At 70.6% G+C, this 26,191-nt stretch carries 25 protein-coding genes; 18 read left to right on the forward strand and 7 right to left on the reverse strand.

Annotation, left to right across the window (positions count from 1 at the left end; genetic code table 11):
- Positions 1 to 273 precede the first annotated feature (273 nt).
- The 3 genes from ACGFIV_RS15555 to ACGFIV_RS15565 all read right to left on the reverse strand — a co-directional run bounded on the left by ACGFIV_RS15555 (position 274) and on the right by ACGFIV_RS15565 (position 6,246).
- Positions 274 to 1,875: an alpha/beta hydrolase family protein gene (locus ACGFIV_RS15555; protein WP_392835308.1), complete on the reverse strand. Its 1,602-nt coding sequence runs from the start codon at positions 1,873 to 1,875 to the stop codon at positions 274 to 276.
- A gap of 224 nt (positions 1,876 to 2,099) precedes the next feature.
- Positions 2,100 to 4,919, reverse strand: a complete 2,820-nt coding sequence (gene lanL / locus ACGFIV_RS15560; RefSeq protein WP_392835311.1) for a class IV lanthionine synthetase LanL — start codon at positions 4,917 to 4,919, stop codon at positions 2,100 to 2,102.
- 118 nt (positions 4,920 to 5,037) lie between these two features.
- Positions 5,038 to 6,246 (reverse strand): cytochrome P450, encoded by a 1,209-nt coding sequence (locus ACGFIV_RS15565; RefSeq protein WP_392835314.1) that lies wholly within the window; start codon positions 6,244 to 6,246, stop codon positions 5,038 to 5,040.
- A gap of 872 nt (positions 6,247 to 7,118) precedes the next feature.
- Between ACGFIV_RS15565 and ACGFIV_RS15570 the strand changes: the two genes are divergently transcribed.
- The 7 genes from ACGFIV_RS15570 (at position 7,119) to ACGFIV_RS15600 (ending at position 13,934) form a co-directional block, all read left to right on the forward strand.
- Positions 7,119 to 7,850 carry a tryptophan 2,3-dioxygenase family protein gene (locus ACGFIV_RS15570; RefSeq protein WP_392835364.1) on the forward strand — a complete coding sequence of 244 codons (732 nt, stop codon included), beginning with the start codon at positions 7,119 to 7,121 and terminating at the stop codon, positions 7,848 to 7,850.
- Positions 7,847 to 8,998: an aminotransferase class V-fold PLP-dependent enzyme gene (locus tag ACGFIV_RS15575; RefSeq protein ID WP_392835316.1), complete on the forward strand. Its 1,152-nt coding sequence runs from the start codon at positions 7,847 to 7,849 to the stop codon at positions 8,996 to 8,998. The genes ACGFIV_RS15570 and ACGFIV_RS15575 overlap by 4 nt, the downstream gene beginning before the upstream one ends.
- Before the next feature lie 29 nt (positions 8,999 to 9,027).
- Positions 9,028 to 10,020 carry a methyltransferase gene (locus tag ACGFIV_RS15580; RefSeq protein ID WP_392835319.1) on the forward strand — a complete coding sequence of 331 codons (993 nt, stop codon included), beginning with the start codon at positions 9,028 to 9,030 and terminating at the stop codon, positions 10,018 to 10,020.
- Positions 10,021 to 10,172: 152 nt separating this feature from the next.
- Entirely contained in the window at positions 10,173 to 11,480 is a 1,308-nt protein-coding gene (locus ACGFIV_RS15585) for a hypothetical protein (protein WP_392835322.1), read from the forward strand.
- A 178-nt stretch (positions 11,481 to 11,658) separates the two neighbouring features.
- A complete protein-coding gene (locus ACGFIV_RS15590; RefSeq protein ID WP_358561842.1) occupies positions 11,659 to 12,357 on the forward strand; it encodes a methyltransferase domain-containing protein in 699 nt (232 codons plus the stop codon).
- A gap of 12 nt (positions 12,358 to 12,369) precedes the next feature.
- On the forward strand, positions 12,370 to 13,170 hold the full coding sequence (locus ACGFIV_RS15595) for a ThiF family adenylyltransferase (RefSeq protein ID WP_358561841.1): 801 nt from the start codon (positions 12,370 to 12,372) through the stop codon (positions 13,168 to 13,170).
- 38 nt (positions 13,171 to 13,208) lie between these two features.
- The gene (locus ACGFIV_RS15600) at positions 13,209 to 13,934 is read left to right on the forward strand and encodes a pyridoxal-phosphate dependent enzyme (RefSeq protein ID WP_392835326.1); all 726 of its coding nucleotides are present in this window, start codon (positions 13,209 to 13,211) and stop codon (positions 13,932 to 13,934) included.
- 270 nt (positions 13,935 to 14,204) lie between these two features.
- Here ACGFIV_RS15600 and ACGFIV_RS15605 read toward each other — a convergent pair whose 3' ends face one another.
- The gene (locus ACGFIV_RS15605; RefSeq protein WP_392835329.1) at positions 14,205 to 14,399 is read right to left on the reverse strand and encodes a hypothetical protein; all 195 of its coding nucleotides are present in this window, start codon (positions 14,397 to 14,399) and stop codon (positions 14,205 to 14,207) included.
- Here ACGFIV_RS15605 and ACGFIV_RS15610 point away from each other — a divergent pair.
- The 5 genes from ACGFIV_RS15610 to ACGFIV_RS15630 all read left to right on the forward strand — a co-directional run bounded on the left by ACGFIV_RS15610 (position 14,373) and on the right by ACGFIV_RS15630 (position 19,749).
- Positions 14,373 to 16,103: a CehA/McbA family metallohydrolase gene (locus tag ACGFIV_RS15610; protein WP_392835332.1), complete on the forward strand. Its 1,731-nt coding sequence runs from the start codon at positions 14,373 to 14,375 to the stop codon at positions 16,101 to 16,103. The two genes, ACGFIV_RS15605 and ACGFIV_RS15610, sit on opposite strands and share 27 nt — an antisense overlap.
- A 177-nt stretch (positions 16,104 to 16,280) precedes the next feature.
- The gene (locus tag ACGFIV_RS15615; protein WP_358561676.1) at positions 16,281 to 16,679 is read left to right on the forward strand and encodes a hypothetical protein; all 399 of its coding nucleotides are present in this window, start codon (positions 16,281 to 16,283) and stop codon (positions 16,677 to 16,679) included.
- Positions 16,680 to 16,689: 10 nt separating this feature from the next.
- Positions 16,690 to 17,052: a DUF2203 domain-containing protein gene (locus tag ACGFIV_RS15620; protein ID WP_358561673.1), complete on the forward strand. Its 363-nt coding sequence runs from the start codon at positions 16,690 to 16,692 to the stop codon at positions 17,050 to 17,052.
- A 156-nt stretch (positions 17,053 to 17,208) separates the two neighbouring features.
- Positions 17,209 to 18,690, forward strand: coding sequence for a bifunctional phosphatase PAP2/diacylglycerol kinase family protein (locus ACGFIV_RS15625; RefSeq protein ID WP_392835336.1), 1,482 nt, complete (start codon positions 17,209 to 17,211; stop codon positions 18,688 to 18,690).
- A 99-nt stretch (positions 18,691 to 18,789) separates the two neighbouring features.
- Complete coding sequence (locus ACGFIV_RS15630) at positions 18,790 to 19,749, forward strand: hypothetical protein (protein ID WP_392835339.1); 960 nt, start codon at positions 18,790 to 18,792, stop codon at positions 19,747 to 19,749.
- A 57-nt stretch (positions 19,750 to 19,806) separates the two neighbouring features.
- Here ACGFIV_RS15630 and ACGFIV_RS15635 read toward each other — a convergent pair whose 3' ends face one another.
- Positions 19,807 to 20,073 carry a zf-TFIIB domain-containing protein gene (locus tag ACGFIV_RS15635; RefSeq protein ID WP_358560264.1) on the reverse strand — a complete coding sequence of 89 codons (267 nt, stop codon included), beginning with the start codon at positions 20,071 to 20,073 and terminating at the stop codon, positions 19,807 to 19,809.
- Between the two features lie 34 nt (positions 20,074 to 20,107).
- Positions 20,108 to 21,058 carry a phosphotransferase family protein gene (locus ACGFIV_RS15640; protein ID WP_392835342.1) on the reverse strand — a complete coding sequence of 317 codons (951 nt, stop codon included), beginning with the start codon at positions 21,056 to 21,058 and terminating at the stop codon, positions 20,108 to 20,110.
- A 58-nt stretch (positions 21,059 to 21,116) separates the two neighbouring features.
- Here ACGFIV_RS15640 and ACGFIV_RS15645 point away from each other — a divergent pair, with 58 nt between their 5' ends.
- The 3 genes from ACGFIV_RS15645 (at position 21,117) to ACGFIV_RS15655 (ending at position 23,572) form a co-directional block, all read left to right on the forward strand.
- Positions 21,117 to 22,025, forward strand: coding sequence for a TIGR03619 family F420-dependent LLM class oxidoreductase (locus ACGFIV_RS15645; protein WP_358560260.1), 909 nt, complete (start codon positions 21,117 to 21,119; stop codon positions 22,023 to 22,025).
- A 125-nt stretch (positions 22,026 to 22,150) separates the two neighbouring features.
- Positions 22,151 to 22,894 carry an HAD-IIA family hydrolase gene (locus ACGFIV_RS15650; RefSeq protein WP_358560266.1) on the forward strand — a complete coding sequence of 248 codons (744 nt, stop codon included), beginning with the start codon at positions 22,151 to 22,153 and terminating at the stop codon, positions 22,892 to 22,894.
- A gap of 39 nt (positions 22,895 to 22,933) precedes the next feature.
- The gene (locus ACGFIV_RS15655; RefSeq protein ID WP_358560258.1) at positions 22,934 to 23,572 is read left to right on the forward strand and encodes a hypothetical protein; all 639 of its coding nucleotides are present in this window, start codon (positions 22,934 to 22,936) and stop codon (positions 23,570 to 23,572) included.
- Positions 23,573 to 23,593: 21 nt separating this feature from the next.
- Here the strand turns inward: ACGFIV_RS15655 and arfB are convergent, their stop codons facing one another.
- Positions 23,594 to 24,019 carry an alternative ribosome rescue aminoacyl-tRNA hydrolase ArfB gene (gene arfB, locus ACGFIV_RS15660; RefSeq protein WP_358560256.1) on the reverse strand — a complete coding sequence of 142 codons (426 nt, stop codon included), beginning with the start codon at positions 24,017 to 24,019 and terminating at the stop codon, positions 23,594 to 23,596.
- Positions 24,020 to 24,263: 244 nt separating this feature from the next.
- Here arfB and ACGFIV_RS15665 point away from each other — a divergent pair, with 244 nt between their 5' ends.
- From ACGFIV_RS15665 to ACGFIV_RS15675, 3 genes are all read left to right on the forward strand, one after another.
- Positions 24,264 to 25,115, forward strand: coding sequence for a hypothetical protein (locus ACGFIV_RS15665; protein ID WP_358560254.1), 852 nt, complete (start codon positions 24,264 to 24,266; stop codon positions 25,113 to 25,115).
- Between the two features lie 20 nt (positions 25,116 to 25,135).
- Positions 25,136 to 25,732, forward strand: coding sequence for an HAD family phosphatase (locus tag ACGFIV_RS15670; protein ID WP_358560252.1), 597 nt, complete (start codon positions 25,136 to 25,138; stop codon positions 25,730 to 25,732).
- 127 nt (positions 25,733 to 25,859) lie between these two features.
- Positions 25,860 to 26,132, forward strand: a complete 273-nt coding sequence (locus tag ACGFIV_RS15675) for a GlsB/YeaQ/YmgE family stress response membrane protein (RefSeq protein WP_358560250.1) — start codon at positions 25,860 to 25,862, stop codon at positions 26,130 to 26,132.
- Positions 26,133 to 26,191: the final 59 nt, after the last annotated feature.

A 26,191-nucleotide genomic window follows, 5' to 3' on the forward strand; every position in this document is an offset into this window, starting at 1 on the left:
TGGTGGAGAGGCCCGGGGTGATCACGGTCTCGTCGCGGTGGGACATGGGGACTCCTTGTGAATTGAAGGGTTCGGCCCAAACGGTCGAATGGGACGGTTCCCATCTTGACGGTGACAAGATGACCTTGTGGCTCACTTGTAGGCCTTGAATTCGCTGTATACGGGTATCGCTGCCTGCGGTTCGGTCAATGAAATCGGGCTGCCTGTGCCTGGTACGCCGATGTAGCGGGTGCCCCGGAGAACGGCACGTTGAGCCGTCCATCGCCGGCGGTCCTACCGGCGCGATCCGGCGGAGGGCGACGCGCCACGGAGGAAGGCGATGAGACGTTCGAGGACGAGGTGACCGTCCTGACCCGTCACCGGGTCGTGTTCCGCGCCCGGGACCTCCATGTACGCGAACTCGGCGCCGGGGCGGCCTGCCGTCGCCAGCCGGTCGCGTAGCCGTCGCGAGTGGCCGACGGGGATGATCGAGTCCCGCTCGCCGTGGATGAGCAGGAGCGGCAGCCGGATGCGGTCGGCCAGCCGGAGCAGGTCGCGGGGACCGAGGTCGTCGCCGGTGATCTCCTGACGGCCGCCCAGACGATCGAGCATGGCCCGCACCGGCGCCGGACCGTCCTCGTACAACTCGCGTCCGGACAGAAACGGGGCGACGGCGGCGGCGCGGGCCCACAGGCCCGGCTCGGCGGCGGCCGCCAGCAGGGACAGGTAGGCGCCGTAGCTCGCGCCGTACAGCATGGGCCGGGAGGCGCCGGGCTCACGCTCCGCGCGGAGGACCCGCCCCAGGTGGAGGACGTCGGCGAGATCGGGCCCGCCCCACGCGCCGCGGATCGCGTCGCGGTGAGCGGCGCCGTATCCGGTGCTGCCGCGCTGGTTGGGGGCGACCACGGCGACACCCTCGGCGACCATGCGCTGGAACAGCGGCTCGTAGGCGAGCGGCCATGCCGCGTCGGGGCCTCCGTGCAGGGCGAGCACCATGCGCGCCGCGCGGGCGGGATCGCCGTAGACGATGGCCTCGATGGGACCGCCAGGACCGTCGAAGCGGCGCACTTCGGCGGGCGCCCACGGGGTCGGGCCGTCGTCCGCCACGAAATGCCCCGCGAGGGTGGCGGGCACGGTCACCACCCGTGGCGGATGGTCGGGAGCGGAGTGGACCAGCCGCAGCCCGTCCTCGCTCCAGCGGGCCGCCGGCAGCACGGTGCCGCCCGCCGGCCCGATCTCCTGGACGCCGCCCTCCTCCAGGTCGCACAGCAGGACGCCGGAGCGCACCCCTCGGGTGACCGACAGCGCGAGACGCCTTCCCGTCGGGTCGAGGGCGAGCGGAGCGACCGCTCCCTCGATCATGCTCAGGTGCTCGGGGAAGACGGCCGGCCCGTCGTCGCCCCATCGGCGAACTCCCAGCCGGTGGACGCCTCCGCTGTCGCGGACCGTCAGCAGGGTCCCCGCGCGCGGGGCGGCGAGCAGGAGATGCTCCTCCTCTGGCAGGCCGGGAAGGGGGGAGACGATGCCGCGGGACAGATCCAGCACCACAGTGCGCGTCCGCTGCCCGTACGGCGTGGCCAGGGCGAGGAGGTCCCCCCTCTCGTCGAGCCACACACCTCCCGCGAAGAGGAACGGCACCTCGGCGACCTGTTCGGGGGGTTCGGCCAGGCCGGAGAGCCGCCACACGGCCGTGCCGCCCGCCGGGGTCTTGTGGAAGGCCAGGGCGGCGGTTCGCGCGGTCTGACCGGCCACCAGCCTCAGGCCGCCACCTGGGAAGGCGGCCAGCTCGTGGACCGACGCCCCGGAGCCGGCCGCGCCGGGGACGAGGAGGAGGAGCCGGTGGGTCCCTCCGGTCTCGGCGCGGCTCAGCAGGATGTTCCCGTCGTCGGTCGGCACCGCGGCGCTCCTGGGGTCCTCTCCGTCCCACGGGTGAAGCACGCGGGATCGAGGGCGCGCTCCGGTGAGATCCCAGAGTTCTGGAGCGAGGGGACCGCGGTCCCAGGCGGTGAGGCATACCGCATGACGCCCCCCGCCGGAGAAGCGGAAGCTGATCCGCCGCAGCTCGGGAGGAGGCGATGGCGCGGCCCCGCCGCCGGCGACCGCGCTCGTCGTCTCCACGCTCATGGCGTCTGGCCGCCCGCCGGGGCCGATACCGTGACGCGAGCCGGGACGTCGACCATCCAGGAACGGGCGCCGCCGTGGCGCGTCCGGTGCAGGAAGTCGAGGACCCCCGCCAGGCCGGTGTTCCAGCCGAAGCTCACCTTGTCGCCGTTCTCGTCCGGCACCACCAGCAGCCCGTCCCGGAGCACCGAACGCACCGACAGGCATCCGGCCAGTTCTTCGGCCTGGGCATGGTAGTCGGGTTCGCCGAGCAGGTCGGCCATGTCGAGCAAGAATTGTCCGTCACCCGCCAGCCCGTGGCAGGCGGCGGTCCCCGAGGACAGACGGGAACCGTGGACGGCGGCCGCGGCGCTCCTCGCGGCCTGCAGGAACCGCTCCTCACCGGTGGCACGGTGGAGGCGGATCAGGAAGGTGCCGACCCCTGAGGACCCGCTGCACCAGTGCGGCAACTTGACGGTGCCGGCGCCGGGGGACACCGCCCACCACGAGGCGTCGCCGGTGGAGTAGGCGGCGGCCAGCAGCGTCCGTCCACCGAGCAGGGCCGTGTCCATGCAGTCGTCGCGTCCGAGGCCGGTGGCGGCGGCGAGCAGGAAGGTCCCGATCCCGGCCACGCCGTGGGCGAAGCCGTAGTGGGTCGCGCCGGCGAGCACGGAGGGGAAGTCCTTCGGGATGGTCCACAACACCGTGTCGGGCGTGCGCTCGGCGCACGCGAGCAGGGCGTCGGCGCATCGGTCGGCCATGTCCCTGAACCGCTCGTCGCCGGTGGCATGCCAGAGGTGCAGCAGGGTGAGCCCCGTCCCGGCCAGGCCGTGGCAGACGTCCGGGTTCGGCCAGGTGGTCGGCAGACCGAGCGCCAGGTCGGCGCCCGCCGCGCGCAGGCCGTCGTCGCCGAGCGCGCGGCCGGCTTCGTGCAGGCCCCAGGCGATACCGGCACGGCCGAAGTAGAGCCCGGGGGAGGGCCTGGTCTCGCTCGCCAGACGCCGGACCGTCCACTCCGCCGCGTTCCTCAGCCCGTCCGCGAGATCGGCGCGCCACGACTCCTGGCCGCCGCCTTCCTCGCAGGCGGGGGTGTCCAGTAGCGAGGCAAGGAGTTTGAGGACCCCGGCCGAGCCGTACTGGACGGCGCAGGGGTCGGAGGTGTCGCCGGAACCCGAGGTGGGCCACAGGCGGCCGCGACCCTCCGGATCGCCGGCCGCGCCGCGATCCATCCGCTGGAGCGTGTGCGCGACCCCGTCGAGGAGCAGGCGGTCCTGATCGGCTCTGGCGAGGCGATGGGCGGTGACGTGGGGCACGAAGGGCCGGGGTTCGGTGTCCAGCTTGTCGAGGAACTCCTCGGCCCGCCGCAGATCCCAGCGCCGGGCCGGGTCCTCCCGCATCAGGCCGAGGATCATCGGCGCCATGGCCTGCGCCAGGGCGTTGCCCGCGGAGGCCACGTCGAACAGCGTCCGTACGCGGGAATCCCACGAGCGGACCCCGGAGGGCTCGTCGGCGCTGAGCACCGGCTGACAGGCCGTGGTCAGGAAGAACACGGTCGCTCCGAGGGCGTACAGGTCCACTTCGGCCGTCGGCGCCGGGCCGTGCCTCGGACCGCGCATCTGCTGGGGCGACGCGTAGCCGGGCGTGAACGCCTTCGTCACGGGAGTGCCGGGGACGGCCGCCATCTCCAGATCGATCAGCCGGCAGCGGCCGTCCGAGCCGACGATGACGTTGCCCGGGGTCAGGTCCCGCAGCACGAAGCCCTGTTCGTGTACGACACCGACCAGGCCGGTCAGCCCGCGCACCACGCTCACCGCCATGTCCTGCCACCGGTCGGGGGAGACGGGCTTCCCCTCGCCGGCCCAGGTGGTGAGCACCATGCCTTCGACGTGCTCCTGTGCCAGGAACAGGTCCTCTCCCTGCTCGAACAGGTCCACCTTGCGGCTCGTGACGCCCAGCGGCCCGAAGTGGTCGAGCATGTTCGCCTCGTGGCGGAGATGGTCGCGTTCGTCCTGACCCCCGAGGGTGGAGCTGAGGTGCGGGCGCGCCTGCTTGATCACTACCTGGCCGCCGGCGAGCCGGTCCTCCGCCAGGTACACCCCGCCCTTCGCGCCGAGGCGGATCGCCTGGCGCACCACGAATCGGTCGGCCAGCAATACGGCCTCCGGCGCGGTGGTCCGCACGGGAGCCCGGCCCGACTCGAACGGGCACGGGGCCCATGCAGGCGGGGAGTACCAGGCGTTGCGCTGGTCGACCACGCTGGTGCCGTCGGGGGCGGTCAGCCTCGAACTGTAGCCGCCGTCGTTGTCGAGCACGCTCTGCGCCGAGAACACCCCGAAGCGGTAGTGGACCAGGCTGCCCGGCTGGTAGGCCCGGTCGGACAGAACGGGCGGGCCGGGCAGGCCGTAGGTGGCTCTGTGCAGCTCCTCGGCGACCGCCGTCGCCGTCTCGTCGTCGGGCGGGTAGACCGTGATGAACTTGCCGACCGCGGAGCGGTCGGCGCCCCGGCCGACGAGAGCGGTCAGATCGTCGAGAGTGGCGGCGAACTTGAACGGGCAGCGGTGGCGGGCAAGCACCTCGGCCGCCCGCGCCAGCACGAGCGGGGCCGCCAGTTGCGTCGCCGACACATGCAACTTCCAGCCCTGCGCCCTGATGGGGGAGGCGGCCGGGGTGACATACGTCCACGGCGCGAGGTGGCGGATCTCCCACCCGCCGTCGGCGGCCGCCTCGGAGCCCGTGCCTCCGGCCCCGCGGCCTGCCTGCCGCCGTACGGCGGCCCTGGCGATGTCCTCCAGCAGGTGGGAGTCCGCGCCCGCGCGGTCCTCCATACCTGTCCTGCTCATTCCCAACCCCCGTTGTCTGATCTGCCCGCTGAGTTCGCCAGGATCCGCCTGGTCCCGGGCCCGCGACGGCGGACGGCGGACGGCGGGCGGCCGTCCGACCGGCACCGTCCCTCCGCGGCTAGGGCCGCAGGATCAGGGGGAGCGACATGGGCCCTCGTATTCCCACCAGGGGCTTGTACCGGATCTCGTCCCTGTCCACCGCGAGCTCGATGTCGGAGAAGCGCTCCAGAACGGCGCCGACGCTCACCTTCAGCTCAAGACGCCCAAGGGCGGCGCCGACGCACCGGTGGATCCCGTGGCCGAACGCGAGGCTCTGCTTGGCGGCCCGGTGCAGATCGAAGGTGTCCGGGTCGGTGAACTGGCGAGGATCCCTGTTCGCCGACCCGATGAGAAGGAACATCGCATCGTGGGCCGGGATCTTCGTGCCACTGATCTCGATGTCCTCCTTCGCGAAGCGCCACAGCGACGTGGTGGCGGCGCCGTCGTAACGCAGGACCTCCTCCACCATGGCGCCCAAGAGGGACGGATCATCACGGAGCCCCCGCATCGCCTCGGGATTGTCGAGAAGGGTCAGCACCGCCGTACCCGTCAGGCCGATGGTGGTCTCGTAACCCGCGATGACGAGCCCGGCGCACGAGGCCATCAGTTCCGTCTCGGTCAGCCCCTCGTCGTCGTGCGCCTGGATGAGAGCGGACATCAGGTCGTCGGACAGGTCGTTCCTCTTGACCGCGATCAGCTCGCGGATGTAACCGGCCAGTGACGCGGCCGCGTCCACCGCTTCGCCTCGTCGTCCCGGATCGGCGGTGAAGATGACGTCCCCCCACTCGCGCAGGAGCTTGCGGTCGGCGGACGGTATGCCCATCACCTCGCATATGACCGATACCGCCATGGGCGTCGCGAACCTGTCCAGCAGGTCGACGACACGTCCCGGCCGCACGTCGTCGAGCAGCTTGTCGACGATCTCCTTGACGCTGCGCTCCCATTGCTGGACCCGTGCCGCGGTGAAGGTGCTCGCCGTCAGCTTCCGGTACCGGGTGTGCGCTGGCGGGTCCACCGTGGACATGGAACGGTCTATGTCCCCACCGGCGCCGAGGACGAGCCCGGCCTCCCGGAACTCCTGTGTCGCCCAGGCGGCGTCGTTGCTGATCCGCTCGTCCGTGAAGGCCGCGCGCACGTCGTCGTAGCGGCTGACCAGCCATACCCGGACATCCGTTCCCGGAACCGTCACCGGGTGCACGGGGTGGTTGTCCCGGAGCCATTCATACGTGGGATAGGGATTCTGGAAGTACGGCTCCGTGAACGGGGCGGCGACTGATGGTTCTGGCATGGGTCGTCCTTATTCAACAGCAGAGAACGAGAGGCCGCATCGGCGGTGACAAAGAGGTCGGTCGACGAATGACGGCGATCGGGCCGTCGCGCGCACAGCGAGCGAGAAAGACGGCCCTGGGTTTAGAAGGCTGAACCGGCGGACCAAGGATCAGCCCTTCGAGTCGCGCTTGTCAACAATCGGACCACCGCTCATCTGGGGCTGAGGTGCTGCGTGAAGCACAAGGTCGTCCTCGTTCCGGCAGGTTCCGGACGGCCGGCGAACGGTGGTCCGGCTTTGCCTTCCCGGCGGCAGATCGGAGAGAGACGATTCTTTTGAATCACTAGTGGGACCTAATCGGCGTGGACTGAAGGCGACTTGTGATGGCCGCTACCGTGACCGGCGCCCCCGCCATTGAGTGATACGGCCGCGATCGTGAGAGGGGGTCGGCCTTCCCGGCGTTTCCGTGGTGGTGAAGGCGGTCGCGGCCGTGCGGGCGGCCTTAAAGACTCTGAAGGGGACGATAGGCGTTTTTAGCGTTTTTAAGGTGTGCCGCGGCCCATCCCAAGTCGTTCACAAGGTAGCCGGGTGAGGCTGCGTCGTCGCGTTCGCACCGCCACGGTGTACGACCGTCCGAGAGAGCGAGAGGCTCGGACGGAAAACGTGACGGCGCGAATGCCATTTCCCCCCGGTGGTCGTCTCTATAGGAGAGATCCGAAATTAACAGCGACGAAACATCCGCGTCTTGGACCGCTCCTGCCGTCGAGTCATGCGACGCTGATCAGGTCCTTCCCTTACCCGATCACACCTGCGGGCCGGCATGCGGAGAGAGCCGCATACCAGAGACGAAAGACCTGCATCGGACGCTGTCCGAGCCGGTCTGGAACTCCGTCCTGAAGACGTTCGTAGGGGAGGGCAAACTCGACTACGAGCTGTACCTCCGGACCGACGACCTTCTTTCGCTGCAATCGGCCGTCGGCGACCTCGTGTCGCCCGACGAGATGATGTTCCAGATCGTCCATCAAACCCAGGAGCTGTGGCTGAAGCTCGCGACGCACGAACTGATCGAGGTGGTCGGTGACCTGGAGCGCGAGGGATTCTGGGAGGCCTCCGCACGCCTGAGCCGAGTCGCGCGCATCTTCGGCGGCCTGCGCCAGGAGCTTGTGGTGCTGGAGACCTTGACACCGGACTCGTATCAGACGATCCGCAGGCACCTCGGCAACGGCAGCGGCCAGGAGTCGCCGGGGTTCAACCGCGTGCGGATGGCGGCGGAACACGTGTCCAAAGCGCTCGACCTGGCCTTGGAGCGCAGGAAGGCGTCCATCCGTGACGTCTACGAGCCGCGTGACGTCGAGCACCCCGACCTGAAGTACACCTTCGAACTGCTCGTCGATGTCGACGAGGCGTACCAGATGTGGCTTGTGACTCACTTCATGCTCGTCCGCAGGACGATCGGCGTCAGCAGGGGGACCTCCGCGCTGGACGGCGTTCCCACACAGGTCCTGACCGGCCGGATGACGCAGCCGCTGTTCCGGCCGCTGTGGAAGGTCCGTGAGGAGATGACGGCCACATGGAACCGCGGCGGCGGATACGCGCCCGGCGCGGAGCGGACAGAGGGGCCATGACGGTGACGGACAGCGAACGGCTGGCATCCCTGCGCGCCGAGTTCCCGATCCTGAGCACGTGTGTCTACCTCAACAGCAACTCCACCGGGGCCGTTCCCCGTGGAGTCGAGGACGTCCTGGGCCGGTACTGGCGGACGCTGTCGACCTGGCGGGACGAGGAGTGGAGCGGCTGGCTGGAGCAGATGGCGGGCTACTCCGCGGGCCTGGCCCGGTTCATCGGGGCGCCGGCCGGCTCGGTGGTGACCGATCTCAACCTCAGCACGCTCCTCGCCCGCGTCGCCAGTTGCCTCGATTTCGGCGCGCCGCGCGACAAGGTGGTCACAACCGACCTGGAGTTCCCCACGGTGCCGTTCATATGGCGCGGCTTCGCCCGGTACGGGGCTGCGCTGGAAGTGGTGGGCACCGGAGGACCGGAGTTCGACGAGGACGCCCTGGTCGAGGCGATCGACGAAAGTACCGTCTGCGTATGCGTGTCGCACGGTAGCTACAGCACAGGGGCCGCGCTCGATCTGCGGCGCGTCGTCGATCGGGCGCACAGCGTGGGCGCCTATGTCATCGTCGACGCCTATCAGACCGTCGGCGTGGTCCCTCTGGACGTCACCGCTCTCGGCGTCGACTTCCTGCTCGGCGGGGCGCACAAATGGATGTGCGGCGCCGGCACGGCCTTCCTCTACGTGAGGCCGGACATCCTGCCGGACCTGCGGCCCGCGGCGACGGGCTGGTTCGCCGGCGACGATCCCACCTCCTTCGGCCCGCCCGCCGGATGGGCGGCCGACGCCCGCCGTCTCGCGAGCGGCACTCCCATGGCGCTGGGGCCGATGATGTCCCAGGTGGGCTTGGACCTGTTGTCGGGCGTGGGCGTGCAGGCGATCCGCCGGCATTCCCTGGCCTGCACCGACCGCGTCATCGAGCGCGCCGACGCCGCCGGGATCGAGGTCGTGACCCCGAGGGACCCCTCCCGCCGTGCCGGGGTCGTCTGCTTGAGCTTTCCGGGAGACCGGCAGGTGAGGGAGGCACTCTTGCGCGCCGGCATGGTTTGCAGCTGGCGCGGGTCACTCCGCGTGGCACCGCACTTCTACAACACGATCGAGGAGATCGACGCGTTCATGGACGCTCTGGAGTACGAGCGCGCGAGGGTGACCCTGTGACCGGCCACCAGCTCGGTCCACGAGCACTCATGAGCCTCCTGGCCAACGGCTCCAAGGCGATGGACGTCGTGGAGGCGGCTCTGGAGCTCGGCGTGCTCGACGCGCTGGAGCCCGCCGAGGTCACCGTGGCCGAGATGAGCACCCGGCTGGGACTGGTCCCGGGCCGCCTGTACAAGTTGCTGGACTGCCTGGAGAGTCTCGGTCTCGTCCGGAGCAGGAGCGCGGGCGACGATCCGTTCCTCGCTCGTTACACCGCCGTTTCCGGGCTGAAGGAGGCGGTGCTCGCCGTGGCCGGTCCCGGCGCGCTGGAGCGGGACCGTGACAAGTATCCGTGGCGGGTCCTGCACGGGAACCTGCCCGAGGTGTTGAGAGGGACCCTGTCGATCCCGGCGGGCGACTTCGGCTGGCCTCCGGACGAGACGCAACTCGCGGGCTTCGAGCAGAGCATGGCCGCCGGGCTGGGCCCCTTCGTCGAGACGTTCGGGTCGCATGCCGCCCGCCTGTTCGGCACGTCCGCGTTCCGGCTCCTCGACGTGGGAGGCGGTGACGGCACCCTGGCCGCGGCCCTGCTGCCGGCCAGTCCCGCCCTCCAAGTGGACGTGTTCAACCTGCCCGCCGCTGAGCCGCTCGTCGACCAGGTCAGGCGCGACAGCGGCCACGAGGACCGGTTGGGCTTCGTGGGCGGCGACTTCCTGGAGGGTCCCCTGCCGCGTGGCTACGACGGGGTGTCGCTCGTCCGGGTGCTGCACGACTGGCCGGTCTCGACCGCTCGCGCGCTGCTCCAGAAGGCGCATGAGGCGCTGGAGCCCGGCGGGCGGATCATGATCTGCGAGGAGTTCCGCACTCCCGAGCGTCTCGCCGCCCAGTTCTTCTGGTCGTACTTCCTCATGGGCGTCGACGCCTGCCACAGCCGGCTGTACGACATCGAGCACTACACGCGGCTCCTTAGCGACACCGGTTTCGTGGAGATCGCGGTTCTGCCGGGGCCCGTCGAGGTGATCACCGCGTCGCGTGACGGATAGTCAGGAGGAGATTCGGCGTGTCAATCTTGTCATTGACAAGATTATGGGGACGTGGAATCTTACCCATGACGGACAGTTCACAGGAGGCGGACGGCCATGGGTCGCGCGCTCGTGAGGCGTCCCAGAACTCGTGGTTCCGTAAGGAGATCTCCGTGAACAGTGGATCCGCCGTCCGGCGTGCCGGGCTCATCACAGGGGTCTCCCTGCTACTCCTCGCCGGCCTGGGGGGCTCGCCCGTCCAGGCTCGGACCTCCGGAGGTGACAACGGGGGCGGCACCGCGGCCGCGCTGGCGACCGCTCCCGTGCCCGGTGGGTTCGCCACCTGGAGCGACTTGATGAGCACGCAGAACAAGCTCAACGCGGCCGCGGAGAAGATCCAGAAGGCGGCTGCCGCGAGCACGCGGAACGGGTACGCGAGCGTGGTCGCGGCACCGGAGAACCGGGAACTTCTCGTCTACTGGCAGGGCGCGGTGCCCGCCGCGGTCCAGCGCGTCATCGAGGAGCAGAACAGGTCCGTTCCCGTCAGGGTGCTGCCGGCGCGCTACACCCAGGAGCAGCTCCTCGCGGAGGTGCGGCGGCTCGGCGAGAACGAGGCCGTCGGGGAGGTCGCCCCTCGCGCGGACGGCAGCGGCCTCGACGTGAGGTGGGCGAAGGGACGGTCGCGGGCCCAGAGCCTCGCCGCCGAGAACCTCCTGGCCACGGCGGCGGTCGACGTGCGCGTGGACACGGCCGCCGGCGAAGTGGAGACGACGCCCTTCGCGGGGAGGTGCGCCGACGGCTCCTCGTGGTGCCGTGAGGACGACTCCTCTCCCTACTACGCGGGCGCCAGGACGATGAACTGCACGGTCGGCTGGCCCATGAACATGGGGGGCACTACCCGTCTGCTGAGCGCGGCACACTGCGCCGGCCTGGCCGAGACCGTGTTCGACGGCGGCGGTGATCGCATGGGCCCGGTCATCAACGACACTCAGCGCCCGGACACCCTGGTCATCGACGCGCGGGGGCTCGGACGCATGTGGGACGGTGGCTGGCAGAACTCGACCTACACCAAGCCCATCGCCGGGGCGTCGTTCAGCAACGTCGGCAACTGGCTGTGCACGTCGGGCGCCTCCTCCGGCGCCCTGTGCGGCATCCAGGTCAAGGCCAACAACCTTGAGGTCGGCACCGCCTATCCGCTGGTCAGAGCCGAACAGGTCGCCCACGCCAGCGCCGCGGGCCACGGCGACAGCGGTGGCCCGGTGTTCGAGCTGACCAGCGCCAACACCAAGGTCATCGCCAAGGGGACGATCTCGGCCGGCGACGTGAACACCAAGGTGGCGTGCACGGGCGAGATGTGGTCGGGGCGGGAGTGCACCTGGCGTTTCTACTACGCCGACGCGACTCAGGCCCTCACCCGGTACCGCGCGGTCATCGTCGTGGACGGTCCGCAGCAGGGCCTCACGGCGGACGTCAAGAAGTAGCCACTCGTGCGGGCCGACGGGAACGCCCGCGCGCCGGCAGCCGGCCGGCGCGGGGCGGATCCGTCACGCCGAGACCGCCTGAGCATGGATTCAGGCTTCCGGGCCGACCGGCTTGTTTCGCGCGGGTGGAGTCTCCTCCGTTGCCCGCGAACGAATATCTGAGGAAGTGGAGAGCGCTGTGAGCGACAACATCTGGACCGACTTCGCCAAGAGCTATGACCAGATGATTCCCGAGCTGAACTGCTATCAGCGGATGCTCGGAAAGATCCTTCGCGACACTGAGGGCCGTCAGGTCGTGATCGACGCCGGGTGCGGAACCGGCTTGGTCAGCCAGGCTCTGATCGACCGCGGTCACGAGGTCATCGGGTTCGACAACAACCCTGCCATGCTGCAGCGGGCCCATGACAAGAAGGCGGCCTCGCCGGGCGAGGCCCGCGACCGATGGACGGTCATGGACGGAGGCGTGGAGAAGTTCCCCGCCGAGGTCGTCGCCGACGCGGACGCGGTCGTGCTCAACAACGTCCTCTTCTACGTCCCCGACGTCGACTCGGCGCTGCGCGAGGTCTTCTCTCACCTGAAGCCGGGCGGCGTGATGATCGCCACCGGCCCGAAGCGCCGGCCCGACCTGGCGAAGGTGCTTGAGCACTCCGTCGCCGAGTGGCAGGCGGAAGGGCGGTTCAACGAGGATCTCCAGGCCGCGCTGGCCCATCATTCGACCTGCGCCCGGAAGCTGACCACCGATCCCAACGAGATGGTGACGTTCTTCGAAGTCGACGAACTGGTGGACACCCTCCGGCGCCTGGGCTTCTCGCGTCCCCTGGCCGCGGACGGCGACGACTATTTCGGCGAGAACTACTACGTCTGCATGCAGAAGTGAAACGAGGTTTCCGTGGAACACTCTGAGATCAATCCCAGATTCCGGCGTAACCTGGGGATTCTGGACGAAGAATCGATGAAGAGGGTCGCGGAGACCCATGTTCTCGTGGCCGGGGTGGGCGGTGCGGGCGGGCAGTGCGCGGTGGATCTGGCCCGCCTCGGCTTCGGCTGGGTGACGCTCGCGGACTTCGACGTCTACGAGGTTCACAACTCCAATCGTCAGGCCGGCAGCTTCGACAGCACGGTCGGTCAGCTCAAGACCGAGGTCGTCGGGAAGATGTGCCAGGACATCAACCCGGAGATCCGGATCCGCAAGGCGATGGAGGGCGTGACCGAAAACAACATCGACTCCTTGCTCTCGGGGTTCGGCGGGAAGCCGGTGGACTACGTCGTGGAGGTCATCGACATCGCCGGCTCCCGGGCGAAGGAATGGCTGCACCAAGCGTGCAGGGAGCGCGGGCTCGTCATCATGACCGGCCTGATGCTGGGATTCGGGGCCGCTCTGCACGTCTTCCAGCCCGAAGCGCCTCTCTATGAGGACCTCTACATGCTTCCGGACGGGCGTATCGACCTGCCCAAGATCATTCCTGGGTTCGGCAGCTACGTCGTGCAGGAGCACTGGGACGCCTGCTTCGCCGGGCGTGGACACGCCCCCACGTGCGTGATCGGGGCCACCACCGCGGCCGGGCTGATGGTGAGCGAGATCATGCGTGGCATCCTGTTGGGGAGGGACCAGATGGTGTCGTACCCCGAATACCTGTACGTGGACTTCTTCGACCACCGTTATGTCCGAGGCTCGGTCGCCTCCGCATGAACGCCATGGACGCGCCCTTTCCTCTCACCCGACCCGACGTGAACGGCCCCGCCGTGCTCTGGGGTGGGATGTGCGAATCGGGAAGCCTCAAAGACCTCACGTACGAGCATTGCCTCGCGGTGGTCCCGGAAGACGTGCGGGGATTCGTCGAGATCTCCGGTTCGTCGACCGCGCTCGCCCTCGACCTGTTCGGGAGGAAGAGAGGACTGCCGACCGTCGCCGTCACGGACGCCTCCGGCCGCGATCATCTCGTGAGCCGCGGCTTCCGCGGCCAGGTGCGGACGATCACGAGCCTTGAGGAGGCCGGCGAGATCTGCCTGCGGTACGAGCAGGCGGGCTGGTTCTGGCCGAAGCAGTTCACCAACGTGGAGCTGGTGGGCTGCGTGGAGCTGTGGGGGTCGCGTCTGCTGCGGGAGGTCCGCGCGAATTGGCCCGGAATCCGGCACGTGGTCTGTGGATTCGGTACGGGAGCCACCGTCGTGGGACTGCACCGCGTTTTCGCCCCCTTGGGGTACTCGGTCATGGGACTGCAGGCCAGGGAAGGCGATCCCGTCCCTGGCTGGAGGAACTACGCCCTCCAGAACCTGGAAGACCAGGATCTCTTCCACCGCTTTCAGGGGGAGATCCCGCTTTCCACCGCGTCCGAAGCCGAGCGCCCCGGCACAGGCGCCCTGGAATCGCTCCTGAGGTACGCGAACGCCCACCCCCATCCGGAGCAGGTGCTGGTGATCTCCCATGACGGCCGCCCCCGGCCCGGGAACTGATACGCGAGGTCGAACGACAGCCGTCGGCTGAATACATTCACGATCCGAGGTGGGAAGAAACCTCACCCGGTCCCGGGCCTCCGGGCGCCGTAAACCTCCCCAAGGTGTGACCATTGCGGCGTAACGGGGTTACGGGAGGACCTGAATGAACGACGATCCGATGCTTCCTCAGGCCGTGGCCGGGGCGCTTGGGGAGTACCGCGCGGCGCTGGCCGAGCATGGCATGACCTGGGGAGAGCCCCCGATCGACTACGTCAGGGCGATGAGCCCTCACGGTTCGTCGGTGACGAGGCGTTCTTCCGGGCCGCCTACGCCCGGGTACGAGCCGAGCACCCGGACGGCACCGACGCCGAGCACGAGGTCCTCGCGCGCGAGCTGGACTTCGACGAGGTGCTCAGGGACGCGCTCGGCGGGGAGCCACCGCCCGAGGGCCTCGCCGTGCTGCGGCTGACGGCCGAAGGACACCGGCTGGACGTCCGGCCGCGTACCGTCCTCGAACCGGACGGCGGGGCGCCCGCCCCGCTGACGCTGCTGATCGACAACGGCCGTGCGACGGCCGCGGAGGTCGGCGTCGGCGGGCGGGCGTACCGCGTCGCCGCCGGCGGGGCGCACCTGGTCGAGATGGACACCTCGACCGAGGTGACCGCCGGCCCCGAGCGGGTCGAGCTGTCCGGGCTGACCCGCATCGCCCCACGGGCGCGGCTCCGGGTGCGCGCCGGGTTCCCGTGCCGGTGGAGCGTGTGGAGCGCCGACGGCCAGGGCTGGTACCCCGGCGGCGCGCCCGAGCGGCGCGACCATCACGGCCTGCCGTACTTCCACGGCGACGACATCGTGCTCGACGTGCCCGCCGAACCGCTGACCGTCCGGGTGGCGCGGGGGATGGAGTACGGCTTCGCCGAGACGGTCGTGACGCCCTCGGGCGAGACCCTGGTCGAGTCGGCCCCGGCGCGGATCCACGACGCGGCGGCCAAGGGATGGTACGGCGGGGACCTGCACGTGCACCTCAACTTCGCCGGGGACCTCGTGGCCACCCCGGCCATGGCGGCGGCCATGCAGCACGGCGAGGACCTGCACGTGCTCAACCTGCTCGCCGCCAACGTCTCCGGCGGGCGCGTCTTCGACCGGGAGGCGCTGGAGCACTGGGCGGGCGAGGACCTGCCGTGGTCGGACGCGACCCACGTCGCCCGCATGGGCGTCGAGTACCGCGACGACCTGCTCGGGCACCTCCACGCCTTCGGGATGACCGCCCCGCCGGGCCGCTACCACAGCGGGTTCGCCGGCGCCCCCGACTGGCCGCCCACGAGCGTGGCGTGCGAGGAGCTCCGGGGTCTCGGCGCGATCGTCGGCTACGCCCACTCCTTCCACTCGCCCGTCGAGACCCCTGGCGATGTCATCGGTACCGGACGGCGGCAGTGCTCGGCGCGGATGGCGGTGGTCGACGCCGCGCTCGGCCTGGTCGACAGCATGGAGGTGCTGCACTTCTCCTCGGCCGCCGGATCGTCGGCGGTGTACCGGCGGCTGCTCGGCGCGGGCAACCGCCTGGCCGCCGTCGCGGGCACCGACTCGATGCTGTCGTTCACCCGGCAGCGGATGGAGATGGTGGCGAGCCCGCTCGGCTGGGAGCGGACGTACGCCAAGGTGGAGGGGCCGCTGACCGCCGCCTCCTACGCCGAGGCCGTGCGGCGCGGGCGCACGTTCGCGACCACGGGGCCGTTCGTCGAGCTCACCGTGGACGGTCACGAGCCGGGGGACACGATCGACCGCCTTCCCGGCGACCGGGTTAGGGTCACCGTCCGGGTCATCGGTCCGGAGGTGGAGCGGCTGTCGATCCGCACGGCGGACGGCGTGCTGGCCGAGGGCCCGCCCGGCGAGCTCACGGCGGAGTTCGTCGTCGGCGCGCCGACCTACGTCGTCGCCCTCGCCGAGGGCGGCCCCCATCCGCGATCGCTGTTCACCGAGGTGTTCGCGCACACCAGCCCGGTCTACGTGGACGTGCGCGGCCGGCGGGTGGCCCGCGCCGAGGACCTCCTCTGGTGCCTTGAGTGGCTCGACCGGCTGGAGGAACTGATCAGGGACCGGGCGAGGCTGGACACCAAGGAGCAGCTCGGCGACTACCTGCGCCTGATCGACGAGGCCAGGCGCGTCCACCTCACCCGCCTGCCCGCGTGACCTGCCCGCGTGACCTGCCCGCGTGACCGGCCCGCCTGAACCGCGATCCGGAGACTTACTCCTCTGCCTACGGACGTGATCCGCGGTAGAAGAAATCTCTCCCTCCCGGAGGCTTCCGGCCTCCGGTCAGACCCATCGATGTCACCATGGCGACACAGTTGGTAACGGGAGGTGGGCGTGAGCAGTGATCCGGTGCTTTCTGAGGCCGTGGCCCGAGCGCTCGGGGGGTATCGCACGCCACCCCCCGAGCGCGACCCGGGCACCGTCCCGGACGAGGGCCCCGGGCCGGGTTCAGGCCCAGGTTCGACCCCAGGCCCAGGCTCCGGACCGGGGTCGGGGTCGGAACCCGGGGAGCCCCAGCTCCTGTACGCCAGGGTGATCGGGCTGTGCCGCGTCGTGGGGGAGGAGAGGTTCTTCAGCGCCGCCTTCAGCCGGGTGCGGGACGAGCGCGCGGGCGTCCCGGCGCGACGGCGTCACCCGTGCGGGAGCCAGGACGCGTGGGTCCTGGAGCTCGACGTCGACGAGGTGCTCCGCGACGCGCTCGGCGGTGACGCGCCCCGCCCCGGCGGGGGATAGCGTTCCGGTTGTGGACAGGACCTTCACGGTGGACGAGGCGCGGAGCCTCATGCCGCTCGTACGGGAAAGGGTCGACGAGGTCGTCGCCATCCGCGCCGATCTGGCCGAGCTCAGCCACGATCTGAGCACCGCCGGACGGTCCGCGCTCGGGGGCATCCCCGAGGCGAAGGGCCTGCAGGCGCGCGTGGCCGAGGTCCTCAGCTGGTTCGGCGAGCAGGGCATCGAGGTCAAGGGCATCGCGCCGGTGCTCGTGGACTTCCCGTCCTTCCTCGGCGGGGTGTCGGTCCGCCTGTGCTGGATCGAGGGCGAGACCGCGCTCGGCTGGTACCACCGGAGCGATCTGGGCTTCCAGGGCCGCCGCCCGCTTCCCTGACGCGGGCGGTACGCGAGGCGCGGGAGGGTGGCGGGCGCCAAGGCCGGGACACGCGCCGACATGCGAGGCCGGGACACGCGCCGACATGCGCGGACGGGTCGGGCCGATCTCCACGGAGGGTGACTGGCCGCGGATTCCCTGGGCACTAACGAAGGCATGCGGAAGGCCACGGACAACGTCATGCGGATCAAGAAGCGGTTCGGCGAGCTCGACCGGCGGCTGTTCAGGTCGGTGGCCGCCGCGCACCTGCCCGGGTTCGACCACGTGATCCCCCGCTTGTCGCGGGCCGCCGACAACTCCCTGCTGTGGGCCGCCGTCGCGGGCGGCCTGGCGTTCACCGGGCGCAGGCGGATGCGCCGCGCCGCCACGCGCGGGCTCCTGGCGGTCAGCCTGGCGAGCCCCGTGGTCAACCTGCTGGGCAAGCAGGCGTTCGCCCGCGCGCGGCCGTCCATCGTGGACTTCCCGCTGGCGCGCCTCGGCAGGATCCCGTCCTCGCACTCGTTCCCGTCGGGCCACTCCGCGTCCGCGGCGGCGTTCGCCACGGCCGTGGCGATGGAGGCGCCGGCGCGGGTGGCCGTGCCCGTCGCCGTGACGGCGGGGGCGGTCTGCTTCTCCCGCGTCTACACAGGTGTCCACTATCCCGGCGACGTGCTCGCCGGGATGGCGCTCGGCGTGACGGCGGCGCTGGTGACCAAGCGCCTCTGGCCGGGCCAGACCGTCATCGGCGAGGCCCGCGTCGCCATGACCGCCCCGCCGTACGACCTCGACCCCGACGGCGAGGGGGTGGTGGCCGTGGTCAACAACGCGGCGGGGCGCGACCCGAGCACGGCCGCCGCCGTACGCAGGGCGCTGCCCAAGGCCGAGGTCATCGAGGCGGAGCCGGGGGACGACCTGATGAAGCGCCTCCAGGACGCCGCCGGACGTGCCAGGGTGCTCGCCGTCGCGGGCGGCGACGGGACGATGAACTGCGGGGCGCAGGCGGCGCTGGAGCACGGCGTCCCGCTGCTGCCCATCCCCGCCGGCACGCTCGACCACTTCGCCCGCACGCTCGGCATGGAGACCATCCAGGAGGCCGCCGACGCGTACCGTTCCGGGCACGTGGTCGCGGTGGACGTCGGCGAGGTCGCCGGGCGGGTCTTCCTCAACACGGCGAGCCTCGGCATCTACCCCCTGGTCGTCGACCGCCGGGAGGACTGGGAGGGGAAGATCGGGAAGTGGCCCGCCCTGGTGCTGGCCATGGCCGACGTGCTCATGCACAACCGACGTCCCGGCGAGATGGTGGTCGACGGCGTGCGGCGCAGGGTCTGGCTCCTGTTCGCGGGCAACTGCGCGTACGAGTCGCGTGGCGTCGCCCCGACCCGCAGGGACCGGCTGGAGGACGGAGTGCTCGACATCCGGCTGCTGACGGCCGCCTCGCGGCTGCCGCGCCTGCGCGCCATGGTGAGCACGATCCTCGGCGGGGTGGGGCTGTCGCGCCACTATCTTCAGTGGCGGGCGGACACCGTGCACGTGGCCTCCCCGTCGGGTTCCGAGGCCGAGGTGCGGCTGGCGAGGGACGGCGAGACCTTCACCGCCCCCGGCGCGGTGGTCCTCCGCAAACGCCCCCGCTCCCTGCTCGTCTTCCGTCCGGTCGAGTAGGAATTACGACCTGTTGTGTGGCTGATCAGGTGACTTGTCCCTGACGCTGCGGTGACGGCCGCCTTGACACGTTCACGGGTCTCCCCGATCATCGACCAGATGATCGTCCCCCGATGGTTTCCCGCCGCGCTTGCCATGACCTTCGTCCTCGCCGCGTGCAGCTCCGTCGGCGACCCCTCGCGACCCTCGCCTGACGCCTCCACGGGCGGCGGCACGGCCGATGGGACGCCGTCGTCGAGCGCCCCGGCAGGCTCCTCCCCCGAGGAGTACCGCGCGGCCCTCACGGCCGCCGCCGGGCCGGTCGGTTCCTCCCTCGGCGGGCTGGCCAAGTCCCGGTCACTGAAGTCGCTGAACCAGCGGCTCGAACGTGCCGAGAGCGCGGTCACCGACGCGGCCGAGAAGCTCGGGACGGTGACGCCTCCCGCCGAGGTCGCGGCCGAGCACGCGGACTTCGTCGCCGCGCTGCGCGGGCTCGAAAGCGACCTCGGCGGCCTGCGCGATTCGGTCGGCGGCCGGAAGGTGTGCACGTCCTCGGCCGTCCTCGCCCGGCTCGGCAAGGCCGAGGGGTTCGGCGCCACCAAGACGGCGGGGGGCGACCTCGCGGCCAAGGGCGACTACCCGGCGGACATCGTGAAGCTGAAGACGCCCAAGGAGCTCAACCGCCGCCCGGCCAACGGCGCGTTCCTCCGCGCGGGCGACCGCAACGGCAACGGCCGCCTGACCGTCGACAACGGCGGGGGGTCCGACGCCGTCATCACCCTGGTCCGCGGCAAGACGAAGGTGACGAGCTTCTACGTCCGCAAGGGTCGCAAGGCCACCGTCAAGGGCGTGCCGGACGGCACGTACAAGGTGTTCTTCACCGGGGGCGCCGACTGGGACAAGGGGACGCGGTCGTTCACGCGAAACTGCTCGTTCAAGCGGTTCGAGGACACGGTGAAGTTCAGGACGGTCCGCAGCGCCACCATGATCCAGTACAGCACCTGGACGATCACGCTGCAGTCGGTCGTGGGCGGCAACGCCAAGACCGACGAGGTCGACCCCGACAGCTTCCCGGCGTGAGGGCGGTGACCGGTCGTGGGACGACCGGTCACCCGGCACCCGATCCTGGACGGGTGTCTAGCTGGAGAAGAGCATGCCCACCCAGCTGCGCTGGTGGTGACCGCGGTGACCCCCGTGGTGCGGCACGCCCCAGGCCGGTCCGCCGTGCTGCGGTGGCGGCGGCGGGGCGGAGTACTGCTGCTGGGCCCACTGGCTCTCGACCCGGGACAGGGTTTCGAGCTCTCCGTAGTCCAGGAAGATGCCGCGGCAGTTGTCGCACTGCTCAATGTGGACACCGTTGCGGTCGTAGGTCCGCATGGAACCCTGGCACTTCGGGCAACGCATCGAGTCGGTCTCCTTAGAGTGGCCTCAGACGACCTTACTGCGGCGCGGCGGCGCGGATGATCCTCCCGCAGGAGGAGACGAGGTCCTGCTCCACATCGTCCAGAGGACGGCCCTCGGTGCGCGCCGACGCCACCGCGGTGGCCGCCAACTGGATCGTCAACGCGCGGGCCGGTACATCGAGTTCCCGCCACGGATCGCCGTGGGACACGGCGGATCCGCCCGCGCCGAGGTAGGCCGACAGGAACCGCCGCCACAGATCGGGGGACAGGAACCCGGTCGCGAACCAGGCGGCGGGCCGGGCCAGATCCCACGACGGGGTCCCGGCGCCGAGGTCGTCGACATCGATGAGGAGCCACGCGCCCTGGTAGCGGACGATCTGGCCGAGATGCCAGTCGCCATGCGTCAGCAGCCCGGCGCCGGGCCGCGCGCCGGCCACGCCGGAGGGCAGGGACAGGTACGCCTCCCGGATGACGCCCGCAGGGGCCGCGTACCGGCCGTCCCCGGTGCCGGCGGTGAGGTCGTCGAGCCGGGCGAGGGCCGCGAGCAGCCTGGCCGGTCCGCCCGCGGGAGGCAGGACGAGGGCGTCCGCCGGGCCGGCGTGCGGCGGAATGAGGCCGTCGGCGGGGACCGCGTGCAGCCGGGCGAGCAGTTCGGCCGCGGCCTCCCAGGGGGCCGCCTCCGGATCGGCCGGGTCCACCGGCTCGCCCGCCGGCCACACCGTGACCAGCCGGTCCCCGGCGCGTCGTACCCGCTGGTCCAGCGGCGGCAGCAGCACCCCGGGAAGCGCGCCGGCCGCACGCAGGCGGGCCGTCAGGTCCGCCTCGCCGGTGCCCGCCGGATGGGCCTTCGCCACGACGTCGCCGGCACGGACCACCGTCACGCCGGTGTCCTTCAGCACTCTCACGTCCCCGGCAGGCCGCGCTGCCCCTGGCGCCGAGGCTCGCGCGATCTCGGCCAGTCGCTCGGTCAGGGGGGTCGCCGACACTTCTCCGCACCGCACGGTCACCGGTCCAATCTACGGGCGTGGCCATAGGGTGGACGTCATGAGGATTGGCTTCGGGGTACCGGTCTCGGGCTCGTGGGCGACGCCCGCCAACATGCTCCTGGTCGCGCGGCGCGCGGAGGAGCTCGGCTACGACTCGCTCTGGGCCTTCCAGCGGCTGCTGTACCCGGTGGGCCATCCGATGGGGCCCGTCTACCGCAGCGTGCGGGATCCCATCGTGACGCTGTCGTTCCTCGCGGGCGTCACCAGCCGCGTCCGGCTCGGCGTCGCGGTGCTCAACATGCCGTTCTTCTCCCCGGTGCTGCTGGCCAAGCAGCTCGCCACCCTGCAGGACGTCACCGGCGGGCGGCTCGACGCGGGTCTCGGCCTCGGCTGGCTTCCCGAGGAGTTCGTCGCCTCGGGCGTGCCCATCGAGAGCCGCGGGCGCAGGGCGGTGGAGTACCTCCAGGTCCTGCGGCGGCTCTGGACCGAGGACATCATCTCCCACAAGGGGGAGTTCTACGAGATCCCGCCGTCCCACCAGGACCCGAAGCCGAGGCCCGCGCCGCCGCCCGTGCTGCTCGGGGGGACCGCCGAGGTGGCGCTCAGGCGCGCCGGGCAGCTCGCCGACGGCTGGATCAGCTCCAGCCGCGCCGACCTGCCATCCATCCACGACCAGATCTACATTGTAAAGGACGCGGCTCGGGCCGCCGGGCGCGATCCCGGCGCGCTGAGGTTCATCGTCAGGGGCGTCACCAGGCTGCGCGAGGCCGGCCTGCCCGACCGGCCGATGCTGACCGGATCCCCGGAGGAGATCCGGTTGGACATCGAGGCGCTGGGGGCCGCGGGGGTGACCGAGCTGTTCCACGACCTCAACTTCGACCCCGAGATCAGCTCCCCGGACGCGGACCCGGCCGCGTCCCTGCGCCGCGCGGAGGAGACGCTGGAGGCGATGGCTCCCCGGGCGTAGTGCGCACGATGAGGTGACCGGTCGGATGTCGCCCGTACACCTGTCATCCTGGTTTCGTGAGCCAAGGCGTCGAACGCGGGGGAACGGTGGACGAGCGCAAGCCGATCGAGTGCTGGCTGTCCGACATGGACGGTGTCCTCGTCCACGAGGGAAGCCCCGTGCCCGGAGCCGACGAGTTCATCCGCAGGCTTCGTGACCTGGGCAAACGGTTCCTCGTGCTGACCAACAACTCCATCTACACGCCCCGTGACCTGTCCGTGCGGCTGCGAGGCGCCGGCCTTGAGGTGCCTCCCGAGGCGATCTGGACCTCGGCGCTGGCCACGGCGAGGTTCCTCGACGACCAGCGTCCCGGGGGCTCGGCGTACGTGATCGGCGAGGCGGGGCTGACCACGGCCCTGCACGAGTCGGGGTACGTCCTGACCGACATCGACCCCGACTACGTCGTGCTGGGCGAGACCCGCACCTACAGCTTCACGGCGATAACGCGCGCGATCCGGCTCATCGACGCCGGGGCCCGCTTCATCGCGACCAACCCCGACGCCGTGGGCCCGTCCAACGAGGGATCCCTGCCCGCCTGCGGGGCGGTCGCCGCGATGATCACCAAGGCGACGGGCGTCGAGCCGTACTTCGTGGGCAAGCCGAACCCGATGATGATGCGCAGCGCGCTGAACGCCATCGACGGCCACAGCGAGAGCACCGCGATGATCGGCGACCGGATGGACACCGACATCGTGTCCGGCATGGAGGCCGGGCTGCACACGATCCTCGTGCTCACCGGGGTGACCACCAGGGACCAGATCGACCGCTACCCGTTCCGGCCCTCCCGCGTGGTGCGGTCCGTGGCCGACCTCGTGGAACTGGTCGAATAGCTGCCGCGTTCTGTCAGGTTTTATGGGGAGTATGCCTATATGACCGACATATATCTGGAAATCGGGGCCAAGAGGGTGTTCGCCTGCGCGTACGACTGGCCGGGGTGGTGCCGCGTCGCCAAGGGGGACGAGGGCGCGATCGAGGCCCTGTCGGAGTACGTGCCGCGCTACCGTGTGATCGCCGAGCGGGCCGGGCTGCCCTTCGAGCCGGACGCGTTCACCGTGGTGGAGCGGGCTCCCGGTGACACCACCACCGACTTCGGCGCCCCCTCGGCGATCCCCGCCGTCGACGCGCAGGCGGTGGACGCCGCGGTCGCCGAACGCGACACCGCGCTCGTGCGGGCCGCCTGGGAGGTCTTCGACGAGGTGGCGGCCGTCTCGCCCGAAGAGCTTCGCAAGGGCCCGCGCGGCGGCGGCAGGGACCGCGACAAGATGGTGGCGCACGTGATCGAGGCCGAGCGGTCGTACGCGCGCAAGATCGGGGTGCGGCACCGGCCGTTCCCTCCCGGAGACCACACGGCGCGGGCCGCGATGCGCGACGAGATCGCCGAGGTGCTGAGCAAGCCCTCCGACGGCTCGCCGCTCGTGCCCGGCGGGTGGCCCGCCCGGTACGCCGCGCGGCGGATCGCCTGGCACGTGATCGACCACATCTGGGAGATGGAGGACCGCCGCGTCTGACCCTCGGACCAGGACGGGGGATCAGCCTTCGTCGCCGCGGCGCAGGCGCTTGACGTCGGAGCGGTGCTTCTTGGCCGTCAGGCGGCGCTCGACCGCGCGGCGGGAGGGCTTGGTCGCCCGGCGCTTCTTCGGCGGGGGAGCGATGGCCTGGTCGATCAGATGCGTCAGCCGGAGCTTGGCGGCCTCGCGGTTGCGGAGCTGTGAGCGGTACTCCGAGGCGGCGATCGTGATCACCCCGTCGACGAGCCGCGAGCTCAGCCGCTCCAGCGCGCGGTCCTTGAGCGGCTGCGGGAGGGCGGTCGTGGCCGCGAGGTCGAAGCTCAGCTCGACGCGGCTGTCGGTGGTGTTCACGCCCTGGCCGCCCGGCCCGGAGGAACGGGAGAAACGCCAGCTGAGCTCGGCCTCCGGGATGGAGACCGAGCCGCGGACGTGAGGCGGACCAGGCATTCCCCCAGGGTAACCGCAAGGTCCCACCACCGATCAACCTATTTGTTCGGCATCGCCGCTCTCGTAGGGCTTGTGACCCGCTTGTGAGCCTCTCTTCCCGGCAGGCGACTGTCTTGTGCCGTGCTAGTGCGCCGCCTTGTGGTGATCGTCAGGCTCGGGCAAAGTGTCCCTGTTCCCGAAGTGTTCTCGAACCTCGGCCGTACCCGCGGAGCCGAGTACGTCAGCGACCCTGGGAGGCCGTGCGGTGACCGCGATCGTGGGGGTTCACGGCATCGGCAAGTACCGCTACTTCCAGGCCGCGGGCTCGGCCACGGGGGCGGCGGACGCCATGCGCGCCAAGTGGGACCGTTACCTGCACGCCGGGCTGGCGGGCGGCGCTCCGTACACCGGGCAGTCCTACGTCAGTGAGGTGGCGTACTACGCCCACCTGCTCCGCAAGGAGACTCCCCCGGCGGCCAAGCGCGACCTGCGGATGATGGACTCGGCCTCCCAGCTCGTGCTGGCCGACTGGATGAGGCAGATGGGCGGTGCGGGGAGCTTCGCGGGCGAGACGCTCACCGGGGTGATCCACCGCGTCGCCGAATGGCTGCTCATGAAACTCGGCCCGCACGCCACGAGCTTCGCCGAGGACTTCTGCCCGGAGGTCGCGGCCTACTTCGCCAGTGCCGACGCCGCCGCGAGGGTCCGGTCGCGGGACGCCGTGGCCGACGCGATCCGCCGCAACCGGCCCAAGGTGGTCATCGCCCACTCGCTGGGCAGCGTAGTGGCGTACGAGGCGCTGTGGGCGCATCCCGATCTGTCGGTCGAGCTGCTCATCACGCTCGGCAGCCCGCTGGCGATGCGCGGGGTCGTCTTCGAGCGGCTCCAGCCGTTGCCCCAGGCGGGGCGCGGCAGGTGCCCCCGCGGCGTGGGCCGATGGGTGAACATCGCCGACAAGGACGACATCGCCGCCATCCCGGGGACGCTGAAGAGCCGTTTCGACGGGGTGACCCGCGACGAGAAGGTCAACATCGACTGGGCGGACTTCCACACGGTGCGCAACTACCTGGGCTGCGGGGCCGTGAACGAGTACGTGGAGCCCTTCCTCAAGGCCTGACGTTCGGTAATATCGCGATCATGAAATGGGTGCTGTTCGACTACGGGGAAGTGCTGTCCCACGCCCAGCCGGAGGCCGATCGCGGGCGCCTGGCGGAGGCTTCGGGCATCGAGCCGGGCCGCTTCTGGCAGGGCTACTGGCAGCACCGGCTCGATTTCGACCGGGGCGCGCTGACGCCCGGCGCTTACTGGTCGGAGGTGCTCGAACGGCCGGTGCGCGGCGCCGAGGTCGAGCGCCTGGTCACGCTCGACGTCGAGAGCTGGTCGCATGCCAACGAGGACACCGTGGCGATCCTCTCGGAGCTCAGGGCCTCCGGCCGCCCGGTGGCGCTGCTGTCGAACGCCCCGATCTGCCTCGCCGACGGCATCGAGCGACTGCCGTGGATCCAGAGCATGAACGCCCGTTTCTACAGCGGCCACATGGGCCTGGTGAAGCCCGACGCGGAGATCTACCTGAGGGTGGCGGCGGGGCTCGGCGCCCGGCCGGCGGACTTCGTGTTCGTCGACGACCGCCTGGTGAACGTCAACGGCGCGGAGTCGGCGGGAATGGCCGCCGTCCATTTCCGTGACGCCGGATCGTTGCGCGGGGACCTGGAGACGGTACTGACCGGTTCATAATGAAATACCATTCTCCGGACATGGCGAAAAGCGTCATTTACCATATTTCACTCGTCTGACCTGCGGTGACGTATCGATCGCCCGTCTCGTGGGAATACGGATGACAACCGAATAACGGAGGGTGAAGATGCATGTCACCGGCATTATCAGCGCGATCATCGTCGGCCTGGTGATCGGCGTGCTCGCGCGGCTCCTCATCCCCGGCCGGCAGAACATCCCGATCTGGCTGACCATCCTGATCGGTATCGTCGCGGCCCTCATCGGCACGGCGATCGCCGGCGGTCTCGGGGTCGCCAACACCAAGGGCATCGACTGGATCGAGCTGATCATCCAGATCGTCCTCGCCATCATCGGGGTCCTGCTCGCCTCCTCGCTGTACGGCAGACGCAAAGTGTCCTGACCGCCGGGGCGTCCCCCCGCCCGCCCGCGAACTTCGCCTGGCGTGCCGTAAACGGTCGC

The organism is Sphaerisporangium sp. NPDC049003 (assembly GCF_043197795.1).
Taxonomy (GTDB): domain Bacteria; phylum Actinomycetota; class Actinomycetes; order Streptosporangiales; family Streptosporangiaceae; genus Sphaerisporangium.